Origin of the sequence: Microcoleus sp. K5-D4 (assembly GCF_036704575.1) — a bacterium.
Taxonomy (GTDB): Bacteria; Cyanobacteriota; Cyanobacteriia; order Cyanobacteriales; family Microcoleaceae; genus Microcoleus.
In genome coordinates this window covers 1-17,355 of the sequence record NZ_JAUBSD010000055.1, presented here as the reverse complement: position 1 = coordinate 17,355, position 17,355 = coordinate 1, and the positions used below count along the sequence as shown (strand labels likewise).

Sequence of the window (17,355 nt, the reverse complement as noted above, 5' to 3'; positions counted from 1 at the left end):
CTCAACGTCTCCCCGTCTCCCCATCTCCCCATCTCCCGTCTCCGTCGCTCGATCGCCCTAAATCGAAATAATTCTTTACAATAACAAAGTAACAATCCAATTAACTTTGACAAATTCCCTTGAAAATGCCTGTAAACCAACTTTCTCCCACAATAGCCTCCACCGAAACACCGACACTCGACTTTGACATAGCCATCGTCGGAGGCGGGATAGTCGGGGCCACCTTAGCGAGCGCTTTAAAAGATTCTGGATTGAAAATCGCTATAATTGAAACCCAACTCCCCGCCGCCGCCGCAGCCAAAAAACAAGCCTATGCAATTACCCTGCTATCAGGAATGATCTTAGAAGGTATCGGCGTGTGGCAAACAATCTTGCCGCAAATCACCACCTTCGAGCAAATTAGCCTCTGCGACGGTGACTATCCCGGTGTCGTCGAATTCCACCGCCCGGATTTGGGAAATACTGGCAAATTGCCCGTACCAAAAACAGCTTTAGGTTACGTTGGCGAGCACAGAGTCATGCTGTCAGCTTTGCAGGAATGTTTGGCAAAAAACCCGAATTTTAGTTGGGTTTGTCCGGCGGAAGTAGTCGAGGTAAAATATTTAACTCATTGCGCCGAAATAGAAGTCAAACAAAACGGCGAAACCCGCACAATTCGCACCAAATTATTAGTCGCCGCCGACGGTTCGCGATCGCGCATCCGCACCGAAGCCAACATCAGCACTCGCGGCTGGAAATACTGGCAATCCTGCGTTGCTATCACTATTAAAGCAGAAAAACCGCACAACGATATCGCTTTTGAGCGCTTTTGGCCGAGCGGCCCGATGGGAGTTTTACCATTACCGGGGAACCGCTGTCAAGTAGTTTGGACTGCGCCCCACGCGGAAGCAAAAGCTTTGCAACAAATGGATGAAAAAGAGTTTTTGACTTTGTTGGAACAGCGCACGGGCGGGCTTTTGGGCCGTTTGGAATTGGAGAGCGATCGCTTTTTGTTTCCCGTGCAGTTAATGCAGAGCGATCGCTACGTTTTGCCCAGATTAGCACTAATTGGCGACGCCGCGCACTGCTGCCATCCCGTCGGCGGCCAGGGATTGAATATGGGCATTCGAGACGCAGGGGCGATCGCCCAAATCTTGCAGCAAGCGCACCAAAAAGGCGAAGATATCGGCAATTTGCGAGTATTGAAACGGTATCACAACTGGCGCAAAAAAGAGAATTTAATCGTGTTAGGATTTACCGATTTTCTAGACAGATTATTTTCCAATACTTGGCTGCCAATTGTAGCATTTCGCCGCTTCGGATTGTGGTGTTTGCGGACAATTCCCCCAGTCAGGTTTTTAGCCTTGCGCTTGATGACCGGTTTGATGGGGCGGCCGCCGGAATTAGCGCAAAATTAGGTTGGTACACCCACCCACCCTTAAAGAAACCGGGGTTTTTCCCAATCTTTGTACTGTCACCAAGTCTGTCGCAAAAACCCGGTTTCTGGCCACCCGTGGTTCCTAGACTAAACTAAATTCATCGATGAATGGTATATAATTAAGATACAACAGAGCTATGAGTGGAATTGACCGTTAAATTACTCTAGAAACTCGAACCAGTCTCATTGATAAACATCTCCCCGGAACCCAAAAAGCCCAAAGTGAATTTGAAAGCGAAGGAATCGTCCATCTCTTTAATGATAGAGAAACAATGGAAAGAGTGGTCGCAGAAATTAAGCTAAGAGGAGAACGCACAGGAGCCGACGATGTAGAGGACAATTATGAACGCTATGGATTGTACTTTTCAGAACCAATTGGTTATATACTGAAAGCAGACGGTACTCAGATACCACTAAATTACGGTGAAATAAAGATAAAAAAAACTACAGGTAAATACCATGTCATACCTCGCACAAGACCCCGCACAAGCTACTAAAATTAGTCAAGAATCAAAGCAAGAGACTGAGTGGGAGTTTGCGGAAATCTGGGCGGACACTCTGATATGTCCTCCTTATATCCTGATGTTAGTTAAGGAAAATTCCGGGAAATTTTGCATTCATAATCCTGCACAAAACTATAAAGTTATTTTTTCTAGTGACAATTACGAAGCGGCTAAAATGTGGCTGCTAGAGGATGAATATGAGCGTTTGAATAGTCGGATTTTACGAGAAGTATAAAATAAAGTGGTGTCGCCACATCCGCCAGGGGTTTAAACCCCTGGCTAATAGCGAAAGTCGGTTGAAACCGACTGAAAATCTGAGATAAAAATGAAAAACTCTTTAGTCCTCTTTAAGAGGACTTTTGCTATGAGACAGGGGTTTCAACCCCTGGCGGACTATCGGGCTAACCGAGGTTTCTCGCCACTGGCACCATCAAAGAAACCGGGTTTTTTCCTCAATCTTTGCAATGTTACGAAGTTGGTCGCAAAAACGCGGTACAATGATCGACTCAGCTCGAACCCAGCCCTGACGGCAATAGAAAAACCATGCAGCCAGAACAAGAACAAGAAATTCTCAACCTGCGCGATCGCCAATTAACGCCCAAACAAATTGCCCGAAAGTTAGGATTGAAAGCATCCGAAGTCACTACCTTTCTTCAATCTCAGGCAGAACAAACAGCCCTCGCTAGCGCCGAAAAAGGAGAGTTATTGCCCGTTGCTCAATGTCTCGTGGATGTAAATTTTGCGAAGGTATTGTTGGGGAATGAAACCTCTGAAACGAGCGGTTTGGGTTTAGTGGTGGTTACCCGTTCCAAGGGATACAATCGTTTTGTTACAGCCTCTTATTTGATCGACTACTGGTGTTTGGGAGTTAAGGATGCCATCCCGCCACGTAACTGCAACGATAGCCAATATAAAAATTTCGTTCAGCAGTGTTACTCGCAGTTTGGGCAAGAATACGAGGAGATTAGTTTAGAGCAAGCACAAGCCCTGGTTTGGGGTGCGATCGCTTATGCCAAAACATTAGGCTTTGAACCGCATCGCGATTTCGAGCAGTCGAAGGCTCATTTAGGAGAATCAACCAGCGAAATTGGCTTAAAATTCGGTCGCAATGGAAAACCTTGTTATATTGAAGGGCCTCACGATAATACAAGGAAAATTATCAACACGCTTAAAAACTCTGTGGGAGAGGGTAATTTCGATTACTTGTTCGGGATGGGGTAGAAATTGATACGGGGGAGCGTCAACCGCCAAACCACCAATCATGGTAAAATAAACATCGGTGTTACTGACAACTTCCCACAATGGAAGAAACCCGCGCCCAAGCTTATCTGCAATTGATTGAGACACTCCTGACTTGTCCCAAAGGTGAGGAACCGCAGATATTACAGGCTAACTTAGAATTGGTAGATTCGGGGTTTCTGCAAGTTTGCGAGGTAGTAGCAGAAAATTTGGCAGAGGAAGGACAGGAAAATCAGGCTCATTTTTTACGGAATTTGGCCAGGCAGCTAGGGCAATTATTGGGGATGAATGATGAGGGAGATAGCGATAACTCTGAAGGTGAAAATCGCCAAGAGTATTTAGAGTTTATCGGAGACTTATTGCAAGCAGAAGCAGAAAGCAAGGGCGATATTCAAGTAATTTACCGCATACTGGCCGGGCGGCAACATCTCCTCAATGAGCGTTTTGCCGAGATTTTACAGCAAGTTGCCCAGAATTTAATTGCCCAACCTCCAGAAGCAATTGAATTTATTCTCGACCTCATTGAAAACTTGAGTATTGATATTAGTGACTTTCCGCTGGGGAAAAGAGCGAATAATCTTGAAATTGCCATTACTGGTTATCAAATAGTTTTAAATAATCGGGAACCCGGAAGCGAAAATTGGGCCCAAACGCAAAATAATCTGGCAAATGCCTACAGTAACAGAATCAGGGGAGAGAAAGCTCAGAATATCGAACTAGCGATCGCATCTTTCACTGCTGCATTAACCGTCTACACCCGCGATGCCTTTCCCGAAAAATGGGCAATGACGCAAAATAATCTGGCAGCAGCCTACACTTACAGAATCAGGGGAGAGAGAGCTCAGAATATCGAACTGGCGATCGCATCTGGCACTGCTGCATTATCCGTCCGCACCCGCGATGATTTTTCCGAAAATTGGGCAATGACGCAAAATAATCTGGCAGCAGCCTACGCTAAAAGAATCACGGGAGAGAAAGCTCAGAATATCGAACTGGCGATCAGATATTTCACTGCTGTATTAACCGTCTACACCTGCGATGCCTTTCCCGAATATTGGGCAATGACGCAAAATAATCTGGGAGAAGCCTACCGTAACAGAATCAGGGGAGAGAAAGCTCAGAATATCGAACTGGCGATCGCATCATACACTGCTGCATTAACCGTCTACACCCGCGATGCCTTTCCCGAATATTGGGCAATGACGCAAAATAATCTGGCAATTGCCCACACTTACAGAATCAGGGGAGAGAAAGCTCAGAATATCGAACTGGCGATCGCACTTTATCGTAATGCTTTAACTATTAGAACTCGCGAGGCTTTCCCACAAAAACATACAGGAACTTTATCTAACTTAGGTTATCTTTACCGAAGAAACCAGCAATGGCAACTCGCTTATGATACCTATGCCCCAGCGATTGAAACAGTAGAATTTTTACGGGGCGAGATTCAATCTGGGGATGAAAGCAAACAGAAATTAGCCGAAGAATGGAATAGACTTTATCTAAGAATGGTAGAAGTTTGCATCGAACTGCAACGCTACACCGAAGCTGTGGAATATGCCGAACGCAGCAAAGCCCGCAACCTTGTAGAACTCTTTGCCAACCGTGACATCAAACCTAAAGGCGATATTCCCGAAACCGTTCTCAACGAACTCTCGCGGCTGCGTCGAGAAATTGAGGCCGAACAGCGACAACTGGAAATCGAACAGATAAACCGTAACAGTAATGGTGGCAGAATATTGGGAGAACCCAGCCTCAAAATCGACAGCATAACCACCAGCCGCGATTCTACTCATCTCACAAAACTGCGTAAACAACTCGATGAATTGATTGCTCATGAAATTACATCAATTGATCCTGATTTTAGCCTAACCCAGAAAGTTAAGCCCATCCTCTACAAAGACATTCAAACTCTGACAGGTGAAAACACCGCTATTCTTGAGTGGTACATCATAGGCGATAAATTTCTAACTTTCATCATCACCCCGCAATCCCCAACACCAATAATCTGGCAATCTTCAACAGCAGACTTTCAAGCCTTGGTAAATTGGGATAACGAGTATCGGAAAGAGTACAAAGAGATAAAACCCCAATGGAAGCAAAAACTAGCCTCCCGCCTCCAAAACCTAACTGAGATTTTGCATCTTGATGAGATTTTAAAGAATATTCCGAAACCGTGCGATCGACTGATTTTAATTCCCCATCGCTTCCTGCATCTTTTCCCCCTTCATGCCTTGCCAATCTCCCACGAAAGGGATTTTGAAAGCGGATGCACCGATCAAATCCATTCTTCTATCACTGTATCCCTGTCCAAATCCAAATCGTGCCTTCTCGACTTATTCCCTGGTGGAGTCAGCTATGCCCCCAGTTGCCAACTACTGCAACAGGCGAAACAGCGACAACGCCCTAATTTCTCTCACCTATTTGCTATTGCCAATCCTACCAAAGACCGCTACTTACTTGAACTGCAAGCCGCTAACATCCGTGACAAATTCAAATCTAATGATTTCTTGGCAAAAGATGATGCTAATAAGAACGCAATTCTAAACGCGAAACTCAGCTTTGCCAACTGCGCCCATTTCGGTTGTCACGGCAAGTTCGAGCCTGACTCACCTTTGGAATCATCCCTAGTATTCGCCAATAAAGAACGTTTGACACTGTTGGAAATCTTTAATCTTGACCTAAATCAATGTCGTCTTGTGACCCTCTCCGCCTGCGAAACAGGATTGACAGAATCCAGAACCAGCGATGAATATATTGGCTTACCTTTCGCATTTCTCTTAGCAGGTAGCCCTAGTATGGTCAGTACCCTTTGGAAAGTGGATGAACTCGCCAGCACTTTGTTACTGATTCGGTTCTATGAAAACCTAGAAACTCTATCAACGGTTACTGCTCTCAATGAGGCACAACAATGGCTGCGGAATCTGACCTCAGAGGGGCTTGAAGCATTATTAAAATGCCTCAAACCGCAAATCGATCAAACATTTAAACTGTTGCCCAAAAAAGAACGCACACGCTTTGTTAATGCTCCTCTGGATGGCGCACTGAACCGCAAACCGTTTCCTTTTGCTGATCCTCATTACTGGGCTGGCTTCACTGCGATCGGCGTTTAGCAATCCTGACAAAAATTGTCCAAATTTTTCCTGCTTATGTAAATAAGTACCAGTATTAATGGTACTCCTTGGTAAACGCCAACAGTTATTAGCCAACCCAATCCAACACCAAAACCTTGACTCAATACGTCTTTAAAGGCTTGCGTACAAATATGAGGACGTAATTTATCGGCTGCTTTTTCTAACAAGCTAGGCTCATTTGGGTTTCTTGCATCTAGATCGTTGTCTAATTCTCCTGACTTAATTGCTAAGGTTTCGGCTGCATATTCTAAATCGCCTTCACACTCTTCAAGTACATCAAGCTCTTTTAGAGCATCGGGATATTCTTGTAATTGGGAGCGATACAGTTCAATTTCTGCTTGGGTAACGGTAGTCATTGGGATAATGGCGATCAAATAAACATTGGTAACAAGTTAAGCTAAGAAAGCATTTGTCAATCAGCAATTATGCTCAACATTTACTCGGATTTTGGGCATAAAACTGAGATTTGGGCGATCGTGCGATCGTGCCGAGGGTGATATTTATACCTACTTCCTCTCAAATCGTGAATTTTCCACTCCTAAAAAAGCTGTTTTTTTGAGTAATATTACTGATTGACAAATGCAATTAAGTTTTAACTTGTCACCAATGTCAAATAAATGAGTAATTCTTATTTTGCCATAATTATTGTACTTCTTTTGTGTAGAAACCCGGCGGTTGAAACAGCAGCTACACAAACAAAGAAACTTCATCCCTTCTTTAGTTCTATTATAGTTAGTTGCTTAGGTGGTGGAGTCTTGGGAGGGGTTGCTTTGCTAATTGCTCGTAAAGTGTTAAAACCATCATCCGCGCAGACAAGTTTACCTAGTTCCGAAAATCAACCTCCCTCTATTGATGTGTAATCTCCCTCTGCTTTCGGGTTAATTGCATTCAACCCATCGCCCGAATCAATATCTAGTCGATCTAAAGTTCTCGCATCTAGTTTCAACAAAGGCATGATTTGGTCGTATTGCTGCCATTTACCTCTAGGAAAACCCCCAACAGCAAAATCAAAAAATCCATGCTCCATAGAGAATATGCCACCGCGTTCATACATTAGGATTAGCGGTTCGTAGGGTTCAGGTAAAGTAAATTCACTGACTTTTGGTGAATTTTTCGCGCTATCCCAATGAAGGAACCACTCGCAGGTTTTCTCAATAATACCCGCCACATAAAACGGTGTCTCTGTGAAATGAGTCTTAAGCACTTTAACCTTAGTTTCATCGGCATCTAGAGAATCAATATGAGCCGCCACATCAAAAAACGGCCATTCATCCGTACAATCTAAAGCCTTGGCCCACAGTGCGGCACGTCTCAAGTATTCTCGCAAAAGGGCAATGTGAGAGGTAACGCGACTATCGTCTGGCTCCCATTTAATTGCTAAAATTCGCTCTAGTGCAGTGTCGGTAATTGTTTTCGCAGTCATATTCTTTCTCTAATAGCTTCAAGCAACTCATCAAGATTCGAGAGGTTGTCCGCAAGCATCAGTCCTTCCGCTGACTTACCTATTATGTTAACCCAGTGGGAAAATGGATTGGGCTTGCTGGTATGAGGAGCTATATCGTGTGCTCCGAAATTCTTCGGGGTTGGCCAGTTGCCAAAACCATACATGGGATGCTCTATCCAAGCTTTAGGCGATCGATAAGGAAGTCCATCGGCCATTAGTGCTTGCTCTATATACTCATGGGCTATCAACCGTTTAAACTTGCTAAGTTCTCTCGGTTGTAGCTCACCATTTTTTGCACTTATCCATAAATCAGCAATCTCACCATCGGGTGTAAAATTACCTCGGACATGACTAATAGTATTTGTCTCATCATTGGGAATGTCAAGCTCGTGTTCCTTGATAAATATGTGTTCTTTTACTTGGCGGATAATTTGTTCAGAAATCTCTAGATAATTAGCTATTGTATACACATCATCCGTCATGGCGATAATTTCTGCATATTGACGGATTTCTTTCTGATTAGCCTCCCCAAAATATTGCGGCACTATCCAACACCATTCTCATTATTATTCTTTGACAACATCCATCAACTCCTCAATCAAAACATCGAGGGTGCGAGCTATCTTTTGAATGGATGTGATATCAACCGTTGCTAGTCCTTCCGATCGAGCATAGTGCCTGACTGTGCTGTACGGAACCTCCGATCGATCGGCAACATCCTTTAGCGTCCATCCTTTTTCGTCAGCCAACTCTCGGATTCGGAACCTAACTAACCCCATTTTACTTGACAAACGATAAGTATCTATCTTTTTAATTTAAACACAATAGTCGATCGACAGCTAAAGAATGCTTAGTTCGATCGAGTTTTCGAGAATCCCATCTAAAACTCGATCGACTTTCTAGAAAAACCACTCAATACAAAACAACTGCCGACAGCAAAAACTGTCAACAGTTGTTTTACATATTCAATGCGGATGGCGAGACTCGAACTCGCAAGGACATAATGCCACACGCACCTCAAGCGTGCGCGTATACCAATTCCGCCACATCCGCTCTTTCTGGCAATCTCTGGGATTTTTGCGTTACGAGTTAAAGATTCACAGGTTGAGGTTCCTGACATTTAACTTGTGACTTGCCCTTTTGCACCGCCGATTTACAATCATAGCACCACTACCAGCCAAATGTAAAATAAATTTTTGTGAACAATTTCTGGAAAACGATTATCCAGAACATACCGAAAGGCATTATTGTACAGAATATTGAGTGAATTAAGCAGCGAAGATGGGGTTCTCGAAAATTTTAATCGCTAATCGGGGAGAAATAGCTCTCCGCATATTGCGGACCTGCGAGGAAATGGGGATTGCCACGGTCGCCGTTCACTCCACCGTAGATAAACACGCCTTGCACGTCCAGTTGGCAGACGAAGCCGTTTGCATCGGCCCCCCCACCAGCAGCAAAAGCTATTTAAACATCCCCAACATCATCGCGGCTGCCTTGACGCGCAACGCCGCAGCCATTCACCCCGGTTACGGGTTCCTCGCCGAAAACGCCCGATTTGCCGAAATCTGCGCCGACCATCAAATTACCTTCATCGGCCCTTCTCCTGCGGCGATGCGGGCGATGGGCGACAAATCCACCGCCAAAGAAACCATGCAGCGGGTGAAAGTCCCCACTGTTCCCGGTAGCGAGGGATTGCTGGCGGACGATCGCGAAGCTTTGTCGATCGCCCGCGACATCGGCTATCCTGTGATGATCAAAGCCACAGCCGGCGGTGGAGGCCGCGGCATGAGGCTAGTTAGAGAAGCATCCGAACTCCCCAAACTATTCTCAGCAGCCCAAGGCGAAGCCGATGCAGCCTTCGGCAACCCCGGACTTTACCTCGAAAAATTCATCGAAAAACCCCGGCACATCGAAATCCAAATCCTCGCCGACAACTACGGTAACGTCATCCACCTCGGCGAGAGAGATTGTTCGATTCAGCGCCGACATCAGAAACTCCTCGAAGAAGCCCCCAGCCCAGCCCTCAGCCAGAAACTGCGAGATCAAATGGGTCACGCCGCCATTGCCGCCGCCAAATCCATCAACTATACGGGTGCGGGTACTGTCGAATTTTTGCTTGACAAATCAGGCAAGTTCTACTTCATGGAAATGAACACTCGCATCCAAGTAGAACATCCCGTCACCGAGATGATTACAGGCCTCGACTTGATAGCCGAACAAATTCGCATCGCCCAAGGAGAAAAACTGCAAATCAAACAAAACCAAGTAATTCTCAACGGCCACGCCATCGAGTGCCGCATCAATGCTGAAGATCCCGATCGCAATTTCCGACCCCACCCCGGCATAATCAGCGGTTATTTGCCTCCCGGTGGCCCCGGCGTGCGGATGGACTCTCACGTCTACACCGATTACGAAATACCCGCTTACTACGATTCTTTAATCGGTAAAGTAATTGTATGGGGGCGCGATCGACCGACAGCCATCCGCAGAATGAAACGGGCATTGCGGGAGTGCGCCATCACCGGCGTTCCTACCACCCTCAGCTTCCACCAAAAAATTCTCGATTCCCCCGAGTTTCTCAACGGCGAAGTTTACACTAATTTCGTCGAACAGTTCTTGAACCAAAACAGTCATTAGTCAGTAGTCAGTTGGCAGTTGGCAGTGGGTGGCAACTAATCGATGCCCGATGCCCGATGCCCGATGCCCGCCAACTGACTATTACATCATCATTGTCAGCAGCCCTTGCTGACCGAGAATCATTTCTCGCAGCAAGCTACAGATACCCACCCAAATAATCGGCGTAATGTCCACCCCGCCGATCGGCGGTACAATCTTTCTAGTTACGGCTAAAAAAGGTTCCGTCGGCCAAGCAATCAGACTCAACGGCAACTTGCTCAGGTTCACCTCGGGATACCAAGTCAGGACGATCCGAAAAATAAACAGCAAAGTCATCACGACTAGGACAGAGCCCAGAATCCAACTTGCAACGGTAATACCAGTCATGGGTCTTATCTCGAAATTTTAAGTTTTGTTAAGTCTGCCATTCATAATTTTAACCGTTTGACAGGTGCGATCGAAAGTATAAAATTAATAAAAATCAAATTGTTGTAACAAAGGCTTTGAATCTATGACTCCTTCTCTCGCGAACTTTTTGTACAGCCTGCTGGTGGGCGTGACAGTGGTAGTGATTCCAGCAACGATCGCCCTGATCTTCATCAGCCAAAAAGACAAAATCAAGCGCACCTAAAAAGTCAGCGGGTTTCTAAGTCCGGCGCTGTAAGTCAATTGTGGGCTACAAGTCGGGCATTTCCCCGATTCGAGAAACCTCGGCTGCCAGCAACTGTCAAGGCAAAACCTTCAGTTGACTGCCAAGCTGAGGTTTTTTCCCGTTAAACTCATTATTATACTCACTTCCCAAGCTGAAACCCTGACCGGACGCTGCCCCAGAAAGCACAGTCGGGCTGACAGACTTAATGATAGATGTAAAATCTAACTCGCTAACATAGGAAAGACATAGGAGATAGGCTAATGGTCAATTTAGGATTGAACTGGAGCAGCCTGTTAGGGATTATCCTAGCAGTAGCAGGGGCAGGACTGTATTTTCTGCGATCGTGGCGTCCCAAACTAGCCCGAGACCACGATATTTTTTTTGCAGCAGTCGGCCTGCTGTGCGGCGGTATTCTGTTATTTCAAGGATGGCGGCTTGACCCAATTCTGGCATTCGGTCAATTTCTGCTCACCGGTTCTGCCATATTTTTTGCAGCAGAAAGCATTAAATTGCGAGGAGCGACCACAGCCCAAGCCAAAACTCGCGCCCAATACATAGATGAAGACCGACCGGTCAGCAACGCCTACGGTTACGACGGCTACGATGCCGACATGGAACAGCTAGAACCAGAGGAAGACTATCCGCAGCGTCCCCGGATTAGAGGCAGCCAAGACTACCGTTCCTCTCGGGAAGCCTACGACGACGAACCCCGCCGCCGCCCCTCGAATCGCAACGGCAGCGTTAACACCTCCAGGCCTGAGTCGCCGGATCGATCGTCGTCTCGCAAACGTCCCTCTCGCCCAGAAGCCCCGCCTGCCCAAGAGTCTGACAACTGGGACGTTTCAGACAACCCCGAAGAAAGACCGACCCGCAGCCGCAGCAGTCGCCCCCCTGCTTCGGAAAACCGCAGTTCCGATACGCCGCCGAGAACCAAAAAACCCCGTCCTACGGAATCATCCAGGTCTCGCCCCAGCAACCGCGACGTGGAAGCACCGCCGTCAGATTACGTGGAGTATCGACCTGTAGAATACCCGGAAGACCAACCGGATAATTCCCCCAGTTTCGACAAATAGGCAAACACTAAGTAGATGGGTGAAACTAAACTTTTCTCGTGCCCGCAGGCAAAAAAATAAGTTGCGTTTATTGATGCCCATCTACTTATTCTCAGATATGAAAGTGATTAAAAAGACTCTAAATTGCGAGGGTGAAACCCCAAACCAACGGAGATATACACAAATAATATCAAATCCGTTAGCATCGGAATAGTAAATTCGAGTCAACAGTCAACAGTCAACATCATTGCGGTGTAACCGGAAATGATATAAAAGCTAATTTTTTTTAAAATTATTTTGACATACCGAATTTGTGGAACTAATCGACAGCATAATAATCTAAATATAAAATCCCCAATCTTAAATCAGCAAGATGCCATTACTCGAAATAGGAGATCCGGCTCCCTGGTTTTCCATTCCTTCTACAAATAACCCCTTATTTCATTTCCCGACTGTTGGCGGCCGGCGAGTCGTCCTGTTTTTCTTTGCCAGCGCAGCTTTTGAACAAATCCAAGTTATCCTCAAAAGCTTTCAAGAGCTCTCAGAAGAATTCCGAAGCTTGCAAGTACCGAGGTTCGGAGTCAGCGTTGACCCAGCAGACAAAGAACTAAACAGACCAACAACAATTGCTCCGTCATTCATCTTTTTCTGGGACTTAGATAAAAAAGTCAGTCAGCAGTACGCTGTTTTCCGAGATGTCGAAGAAAATGGAGTTGCCGGAGTTCACTATGCACCACAAACTTTTGTTCTAAACGAAAACCTTCAGGTAATTAATATTTTGCCCATGGGCGAACCGCACCAACACGCCCAACAAGTATTAGATTTTCTCAAAACTTTGCCCCCCATTGAGGAAGCCCGAGCGGCCACTCGCCACGCCCCGGTGTTGGTAATTCCTAACGTTTTGGACAAAGCATCTTGCCGCAGTTTAATCGATATGTACAAAAGTCACGGTGGCAGTCCTTCGGGCTTTATGAGGCAAATAGGCGGGAAAACAGTGGGTCTGCACGACGACACTTTTAAGAAGCGCCGAGATTTCTTTATTCAAGACGAGGATTTCCAGCGACAATTGAATGCGATTATTCTGCGCCGGGTGCGGCCGGAAGTAGAGAAAGCTTTTCAGTTTACAATTACCAGGTTTGAACGGTATTTGATAGGTTGTTACGATGCTGACAGCGGCGGTTATTTTCGGCCGCACCGCGACAACACTAGCAAAGCTACCCTGCACCGCAGGTTTGCGATGACGCTAAACTTGAATGTGGGAGAGTACACGGGGGGATTTTTACGCTTTCCAGAGTACGCGCCGCACGGTTATAAAGGCGATTCTGGCACGGCGATTATTTTTTCGTGTTCTTTGCTGCATGAAGCCACTGCCGTGATTAGTGGTCAGCGCTTTGCTTTGCTGTCTTTTTTTTACGGCAATGAGGACGCTGCGCTACGAGAAGCTAATTTTAAGTATTTAGCCGCTGATTCAGATTCCCGAATGGGAGAACCGGCGTGAGGCAGGTCACTACCGTGGTGCAAGTCCTAAAATAATTAGAGAAGGTAGTTAGCGGTTAGCCACAAAACCTAATTCCTAGCTACCGATCGCTAAATAATAATCGATCGCCATGAATTTCAAACTTCTAAGTTTAGCAGTATCGGGAATTTTAACGGTTGGGGTTGCAACCAGCGCTACTGCGGTTGTTACGACATCCCCTGTGCGGCAATCAACAGATTTAACGGAATTTAACTCGGTGCATTCCCAGGGCGCGATCGCCCAAAATGTCGAAGAACAAACCAATATTCGAGTCTACGAAAAGGCCAGTCCGGCGGTTGTTACAGTCGATACAGATAAATCTAACGGCAGTGGCACAATTATCAGCCCCGACGGCATGGTGTTAACCAACGCCCACGTTGTTTCGGCAGGCGGTACCGTCAATATCATTTTGTCAGACGGCAGAAAACTGGTCGCCGATGTCATCGGATTCGGTGAAGAAGGTCTAGACTTAGCCGTGGTGAAGATTCGCGGTCAAAACAATTTGCCCACCATTCCTTTAGCCCGTCCCGGTTCGGTGAAAGTCGGGCAACAAGCATTTGCGATCGGCAATCCTTTCGGTCAATTTCAAGGTACTTTTACAGTCGGAATCGTCAGCCGCATCGACCAGCAGCGGGGCTTAATTCAAACCGACGCCGCCATCAATCCCGGCAATTCAGGAGGCCCTCTTCTCAACAGTTCAGGAGAATTAATCGGCGTCAATACTTCTATTTTTACTCGCGGTCGGGGCGGTGGCAGTATCGGTATCGGTTTTGCAATTTCAGCAGACAAAGTACCAGCTTTCCTGACAGCCGTGCGAGAAGGGCGAGCCCCCCGCGTGGCTCAAGCTCGATCGCCCTTTGGTGGCAACAAATCACCTCAAAAAGTTGCGTTAAACGGGCCCGCCGTTAGCGGCCTCCTCACCGACAAGTCTAGCGTTCTGCCCACCGACAACAGCTTTTTTGACCTCTACTCCTTTGAGGGAAAAGCGGGCCAGCAAATCACAATAGAAATGAAAAGTCAAGAAATTGACCCTTATTTAATTTTGCTCGGGCCCAACCAGCGCGAAATCGCGCAAGACGATGACGGGGCAGGCAGTAAAGACGCCAGAATTACAGTCAGGCTGCCAGCAGACGGGACTTACACGTTAGTGGCAAATTCATACCAAGCTAAGCAGTCAGGGGCTTATACGTTACAACTGAAAGCGAGTGCTCCTACCGCGCCTTCTCGGGCGATTTTGCAAGAAGAAGGCGCTTTAGTCGCAGGCGGCCCAGTATTGCCGTCTGACAACAGTCTGTATCGCGAGTATACTTTTGAAGGTCGATCGGGTCAGTCTGTAGCCATTTCCCTCGAAAGTACAGATTTCGATCCCTATGTCGCTATCTTTGACCCTAACGGCCGATTAGTGGCAGAAAATGACGATGAGAGCGATTCGACTAAAAATGCGTTTCTGACCGTTACTTTGCCCGCTACGGGTCGCTATCGCGTAATTGTCAATGCTTACGATGCTTCTGGCAGGGGCCGTTACACTCTAACTGTCCGGTGAAAATTGGGAAAAAGGTAATTGGTAATCGGGAATTGGTAATTAGTCGAATTATTCTGCTTCCTGCTTCCTGCTTACGTGCATCCATTAAATCCGTTACAGAATCCGTTGCCGAACTTGCTTCCTACATCCGTTAAATTCGTTACAGAATCCGTTGCCGAACTTCCTTCCTACATCCGTTAAATCCGTTACAGAATCCGTTGCCGAACTTCCTTCTTCCTTGCAAACCGAGGTAATTCATGCGTCAAGTTAGATTTTGGGCGATCGCGCCAATTGCTCTGGTAGCTACTTTTTCTGGCAAGCCGGCTCTGTCCTTGTCACTTTCAAATTCAGGTGTTGCTAACAGCAGTTCCACCCTGATTTCCGCAGAATTTCCTCAAAATTTAACTGATGCGAAGCCTGCTGAAAAGGGTGTTTTAGCTCAAGCAAGTCCCAACCCGTCGCCATCACCACAAAGTTCGCCAACTCAGAGCCCCACTGTAGAACCTCCACCGAGTCCTGATGCGGGTTCATCTAAAGTCATTTTAGAGCAAAACGGAGAACTCAGCCCTGCTAAGTCTTCTGTACTGCCCTCGGACAGCAGTTTGTACGACGAGTATACCTTTGAAGGCACTCAGGGTCAAAAAGTGATTATTACCGTAGAAAGTAGCGAATTTGATACTTATCTCGCTATTTTTAACTCCCAGGGCGAGCTACTTGGAGAAAATGATGATGCAACGCAGCAAAATTCCAATTCAGAGCTTACTGTTACCTTGTCTGCCAACGGTCGCTATCGCGTCATTGTCAATGCTTACGATCCGCCTCCAAAAGGTAGAGGCAAGTACAGTTTGACCGTCCGTGAAACAACTCGAAATTAGTTTGAACGAAACTTCGGAGTCAGGGCACGGCATTGCCGTGTCCCTATAATTTAAGGACGATCGCACTACAAGTAACTGCGATCGACCGAATTACTTCTACAACACCCTGTTTTCGATACCGATGCAGTAAATTCATGTGTTTGTCTGCACCTATAAATGTCATAATCTTGTACTTCTAATTTTCGGAAGTCTAAAGTTTTGGCATTTAATTTCTGCGTTCCCAATCACAGATAAACTCTGGCTTGAGAGGGCAAGTTTTGGGAGCGATCGGATTTCCGCTGAGGAAGAGATCGGTCAGGTTAGTTAACGATTGCAAGGCTTTGATGTCGCTGATTTGATTGTTGTAGAGGTAGAGCTGAGTCAGGTTAGTTAACGATTGCAAGGCTTTGATGTCGCTGATTTGATTGTTGTGGAGGTAGAGTCCAGTCAGATTAGTCAAGGATTCTAGCGGTTTGATGTTGTTGATTTGATTTTTGCTGAGGTTGAGCGCAGTCAGGTTAGTCAGGGATTCTAGCGGTTTGATGTCATTGATTTGATTGTCGTAGAGGTAGAGCGCAGTCAGGTTAGTCAAGGATTGTAATGGTTTGATGTCGTTGATTTGATTACCGTAGAGGTCGAGTTCAGTCAGATTAGTCAAGGATTGCAATGGTTTGATTTCGCTGATTTGATTGTCGCTGAGATAGAGATGAGTCAGTTTAGTCAACGATTCTAGCGGTTTGATGTCGCTGATTTTATTGCCGTAGAGGTCGAGTTCAGTCAGATTAGTCAAGGATTGCAATGGTTTGAGGTCGCTGATTTGATTGTCGCTGAGATAGAGATGAGTTAGTTTAGTCAAGGGTTCTAGCGGTTTGATGTCGCTGATTTTATTGTTGTTGAGGTTTAGCTCGGTCAGGTTAATCAAGGATTGCAATAGTTTGATGTCGCTGATTTTATTGTTGTTGAGGTTTAGCTCGGTCAGGTTAATCAAGGATTGCAATGGTTTGATGTCGCTGATTTGATTTTTATCGAGGGCAAGTTTCGTGAGACTGAAAAGTTCTCGCTCTGCCGCATCGCACTCAGTAGTCCCTGCTTTCTTCAACAGCACCTCGACAGTATGTTTAGCTTCAGGAATCAAAGAAGCCCGCTGGCGACACCAATCAGCAAATGTTCGTCCACTGTTTCCCGGTTGCGGTTCGGAGAGTAAGGCGGAAGATCCATTTCCGCATGATGCTAGGACGATCGCACTACCAGTAAGCGCGATCGACTTTGGTACATTCATGTGTTATCTGAAACTAGAAAAGTCATAATTTTGCATTTTTTATTTGATAAACTAGACCTCTTGCGAAAGTGCGAGCGCTCTAGTAAAATAAAAGAAAAAATTAGCTGAATAATATGAATTACGAACA

Annotated in this window: 17 protein-coding genes and 1 tRNA gene; 11 read left to right on the top strand and 7 right to left on the bottom strand. The window is 46.1% G+C overall.

The genetic code is table 11. The features are described 5' to 3' along the window. Positions 1-125: 125 nt before the first annotated feature. From QUA77_RS17805 to QUA77_RS17790, 5 genes are all read left to right on the top strand, one after another. On the top strand, positions 126-1,397 hold the full coding sequence (locus QUA77_RS17805; RefSeq protein ID WP_333451517.1) for an FAD-dependent hydroxylase: 1,272 nt from the start codon (positions 126-128) through the stop codon (positions 1,395-1,397). A gap of 178 nt (positions 1,398-1,575) precedes the next feature. Beyond that, positions 1,576-1,914, top strand: a complete 339-nt coding sequence (locus QUA77_RS29365) for a DUF6972 family protein (protein ID WP_445302085.1) — start codon at positions 1,576-1,578, stop codon at positions 1,912-1,914. Next, positions 1,877-2,155 carry a hypothetical protein gene (locus QUA77_RS17800; protein WP_333451515.1) on the top strand — a complete coding sequence of 93 codons (279 nt, stop codon included), beginning with the start codon at positions 1,877-1,879 and terminating at the stop codon, positions 2,153-2,155. The genes QUA77_RS29365 and QUA77_RS17800 overlap by 38 nt, the downstream gene beginning before the upstream one ends. A 308-nt stretch (positions 2,156-2,463) precedes the next feature. Further along, complete coding sequence (locus QUA77_RS17795; protein WP_333451513.1) at positions 2,464-3,141, top strand: DNA-binding response regulator; 678 nt, start codon at positions 2,464-2,466, stop codon at positions 3,139-3,141. An 80-nt stretch (positions 3,142-3,221) separates the two neighbouring features. Continuing rightward, positions 3,222-6,272: a CHAT domain-containing protein gene (locus QUA77_RS17790; RefSeq protein ID WP_333451512.1), complete on the top strand. Its 3,051-nt coding sequence runs from the start codon at positions 3,222-3,224 to the stop codon at positions 6,270-6,272. Here the strand turns inward: QUA77_RS17790 and QUA77_RS17785 are convergent. From QUA77_RS17785 to QUA77_RS17765, 5 genes are all read right to left on the bottom strand, one after another. Then, positions 6,269-6,649, bottom strand: a complete 381-nt coding sequence (locus QUA77_RS17785; protein WP_333451509.1) for a hypothetical protein — start codon at positions 6,647-6,649, stop codon at positions 6,269-6,271. The two genes, QUA77_RS17790 and QUA77_RS17785, sit on opposite strands and share 4 nt — an antisense overlap. A gap of 479 nt (positions 6,650-7,128) precedes the next feature. Continuing rightward, the gene (locus tag QUA77_RS17780; RefSeq protein WP_333451508.1) at positions 7,129-7,716 is read right to left on the bottom strand and encodes a hypothetical protein; all 588 of its coding nucleotides are present in this window, start codon (positions 7,714-7,716) and stop codon (positions 7,129-7,131) included. Then, positions 7,713-8,282 (bottom strand): hypothetical protein, encoded by a 570-nt coding sequence (locus QUA77_RS17775; protein WP_333451506.1) that lies wholly within the window; start codon positions 8,280-8,282, stop codon positions 7,713-7,715. Before QUA77_RS17775 ends, QUA77_RS17780 begins: the two co-directional genes overlap by 4 nt. Before the next feature lie 21 nt (positions 8,283-8,303). Then, a complete protein-coding gene (locus QUA77_RS17770) occupies positions 8,304-8,516 on the bottom strand; it encodes a helix-turn-helix domain-containing protein (RefSeq protein ID WP_332973393.1) in 213 nt (70 codons plus the stop codon). 190 nt (positions 8,517-8,706) lie between these two features. Then, positions 8,707-8,790 (bottom strand) — tRNA-Leu (locus QUA77_RS17765). Between the two features lie 228 nt (positions 8,791-9,018). Between QUA77_RS17765 and accC the strand changes: the two genes are divergently transcribed. Continuing rightward, entirely contained in the window at positions 9,019-10,374 is a 1,356-nt protein-coding gene (gene accC / locus QUA77_RS17760) for an acetyl-CoA carboxylase biotin carboxylase subunit (protein ID WP_333451504.1), read from the top strand. A gap of 81 nt (positions 10,375-10,455) precedes the next feature. Here the strand turns inward: accC and QUA77_RS17755 are convergent, their stop codons facing one another. Beyond that, the gene (locus QUA77_RS17755; RefSeq protein ID WP_006634856.1) at positions 10,456-10,740 is read right to left on the bottom strand and encodes a YggT family protein; all 285 of its coding nucleotides are present in this window, start codon (positions 10,738-10,740) and stop codon (positions 10,456-10,458) included. A gap of 124 nt (positions 10,741-10,864) precedes the next feature. Between QUA77_RS17755 and psbX the strand changes: the two genes are divergently transcribed. From psbX to QUA77_RS17730, 5 genes are all read left to right on the top strand, one after another. Next, positions 10,865-10,984, top strand: coding sequence for a photosystem II reaction center X protein (gene psbX, locus QUA77_RS17750; protein WP_333041933.1), 120 nt, complete (start codon positions 10,865-10,867; stop codon positions 10,982-10,984). A 281-nt stretch (positions 10,985-11,265) separates the two neighbouring features. Beyond that, positions 11,266-12,078 carry a Ycf66 family protein gene (locus QUA77_RS17745; protein ID WP_333041931.1) on the top strand — a complete coding sequence of 271 codons (813 nt, stop codon included), beginning with the start codon at positions 11,266-11,268 and terminating at the stop codon, positions 12,076-12,078. Positions 12,079-12,430: 352 nt separating this feature from the next. Next, positions 12,431-13,555 (top strand): redoxin domain-containing protein, encoded by a 1,125-nt coding sequence (locus tag QUA77_RS17740; RefSeq protein WP_333041928.1) that lies wholly within the window; start codon positions 12,431-12,433, stop codon positions 13,553-13,555. Positions 13,556-13,664: 109 nt separating this feature from the next. Further along, positions 13,665-15,116 carry a DVUA0089 family protein gene (locus QUA77_RS17735; protein WP_333041926.1) on the top strand — a complete coding sequence of 484 codons (1,452 nt, stop codon included), beginning with the start codon at positions 13,665-13,667 and terminating at the stop codon, positions 15,114-15,116. Between the two features lie 236 nt (positions 15,117-15,352). After that, complete coding sequence (locus QUA77_RS17730; protein ID WP_333041924.1) at positions 15,353-15,970, top strand: pre-peptidase C-terminal domain-containing protein; 618 nt, start codon at positions 15,353-15,355, stop codon at positions 15,968-15,970. A 205-nt stretch (positions 15,971-16,175) separates the two neighbouring features. On the opposite strand, the gene QUA77_RS17725 is transcribed toward QUA77_RS17730, so the two are convergent. Next, positions 16,176-17,228 carry a leucine-rich repeat domain-containing protein gene (locus tag QUA77_RS17725; RefSeq protein ID WP_333041922.1) on the bottom strand — a complete coding sequence of 351 codons (1,053 nt, stop codon included), beginning with the start codon at positions 17,226-17,228 and terminating at the stop codon, positions 16,176-16,178. Positions 17,229-17,355 lie beyond the last annotated feature (127 nt).

Coding starts and splice junctions, on each gene's coding strand:
- QUA77_RS17805 (WP_333451517.1), top strand. CDS start 126: ATGCCTGTAAACCAACTTTCTCCCACAATAGCCTCCACCGAAACACCG.
- QUA77_RS17800 (WP_333451515.1), top strand. CDS start 1,877: ATGTCATACCTCGCACAAGACCCCGCACAAGCTACTAAAATTAGTCAA.
- QUA77_RS17795 (WP_333451513.1), top strand. CDS start 2,464: ATGCAGCCAGAACAAGAACAAGAAATTCTCAACCTGCGCGATCGCCAA.
- QUA77_RS17790 (WP_333451512.1), top strand. CDS start 3,222: ATGGAAGAAACCCGCGCCCAAGCTTATCTGCAATTGATTGAGACACTC.
- QUA77_RS17785 (WP_333451509.1), bottom strand. CDS start 6,649: ATGACTACCGTTACCCAAGCAGAAATTGAACTGTATCGCTCCCAATTA.
- QUA77_RS17780 (WP_333451508.1), bottom strand. CDS start 7,716: ATGACTGCGAAAACAATTACCGACACTGCACTAGAGCGAATTTTAGCA.
- QUA77_RS17770 (WP_332973393.1), bottom strand. CDS start 8,516: ATGGGGTTAGTTAGGTTCCGAATCCGAGAGTTGGCTGACGAAAAAGGA.
- accC (WP_333451504.1), top strand. CDS start 9,019: ATGGGGTTCTCGAAAATTTTAATCGCTAATCGGGGAGAAATAGCTCTC.
- QUA77_RS17755 (WP_006634856.1), bottom strand. CDS start 10,740: ATGACTGGTATTACCGTTGCAAGTTGGATTCTGGGCTCTGTCCTAGTC.
- psbX (WP_333041933.1), top strand. CDS start 10,865: ATGACTCCTTCTCTCGCGAACTTTTTGTACAGCCTGCTGGTGGGCGTG.
- QUA77_RS17745 (WP_333041931.1), top strand. CDS start 11,266: ATGGTCAATTTAGGATTGAACTGGAGCAGCCTGTTAGGGATTATCCTA.
- QUA77_RS17740 (WP_333041928.1), top strand. CDS start 12,431: ATGCCATTACTCGAAATAGGAGATCCGGCTCCCTGGTTTTCCATTCCT.
- QUA77_RS17735 (WP_333041926.1), top strand. CDS start 13,665: ATGAATTTCAAACTTCTAAGTTTAGCAGTATCGGGAATTTTAACGGTT.
- QUA77_RS17730 (WP_333041924.1), top strand. CDS start 15,353: ATGCGTCAAGTTAGATTTTGGGCGATCGCGCCAATTGCTCTGGTAGCT.
- QUA77_RS17725 (WP_333041922.1), bottom strand. CDS start 17,228: ATGAATGTACCAAAGTCGATCGCGCTTACTGGTAGTGCGATCGTCCTA.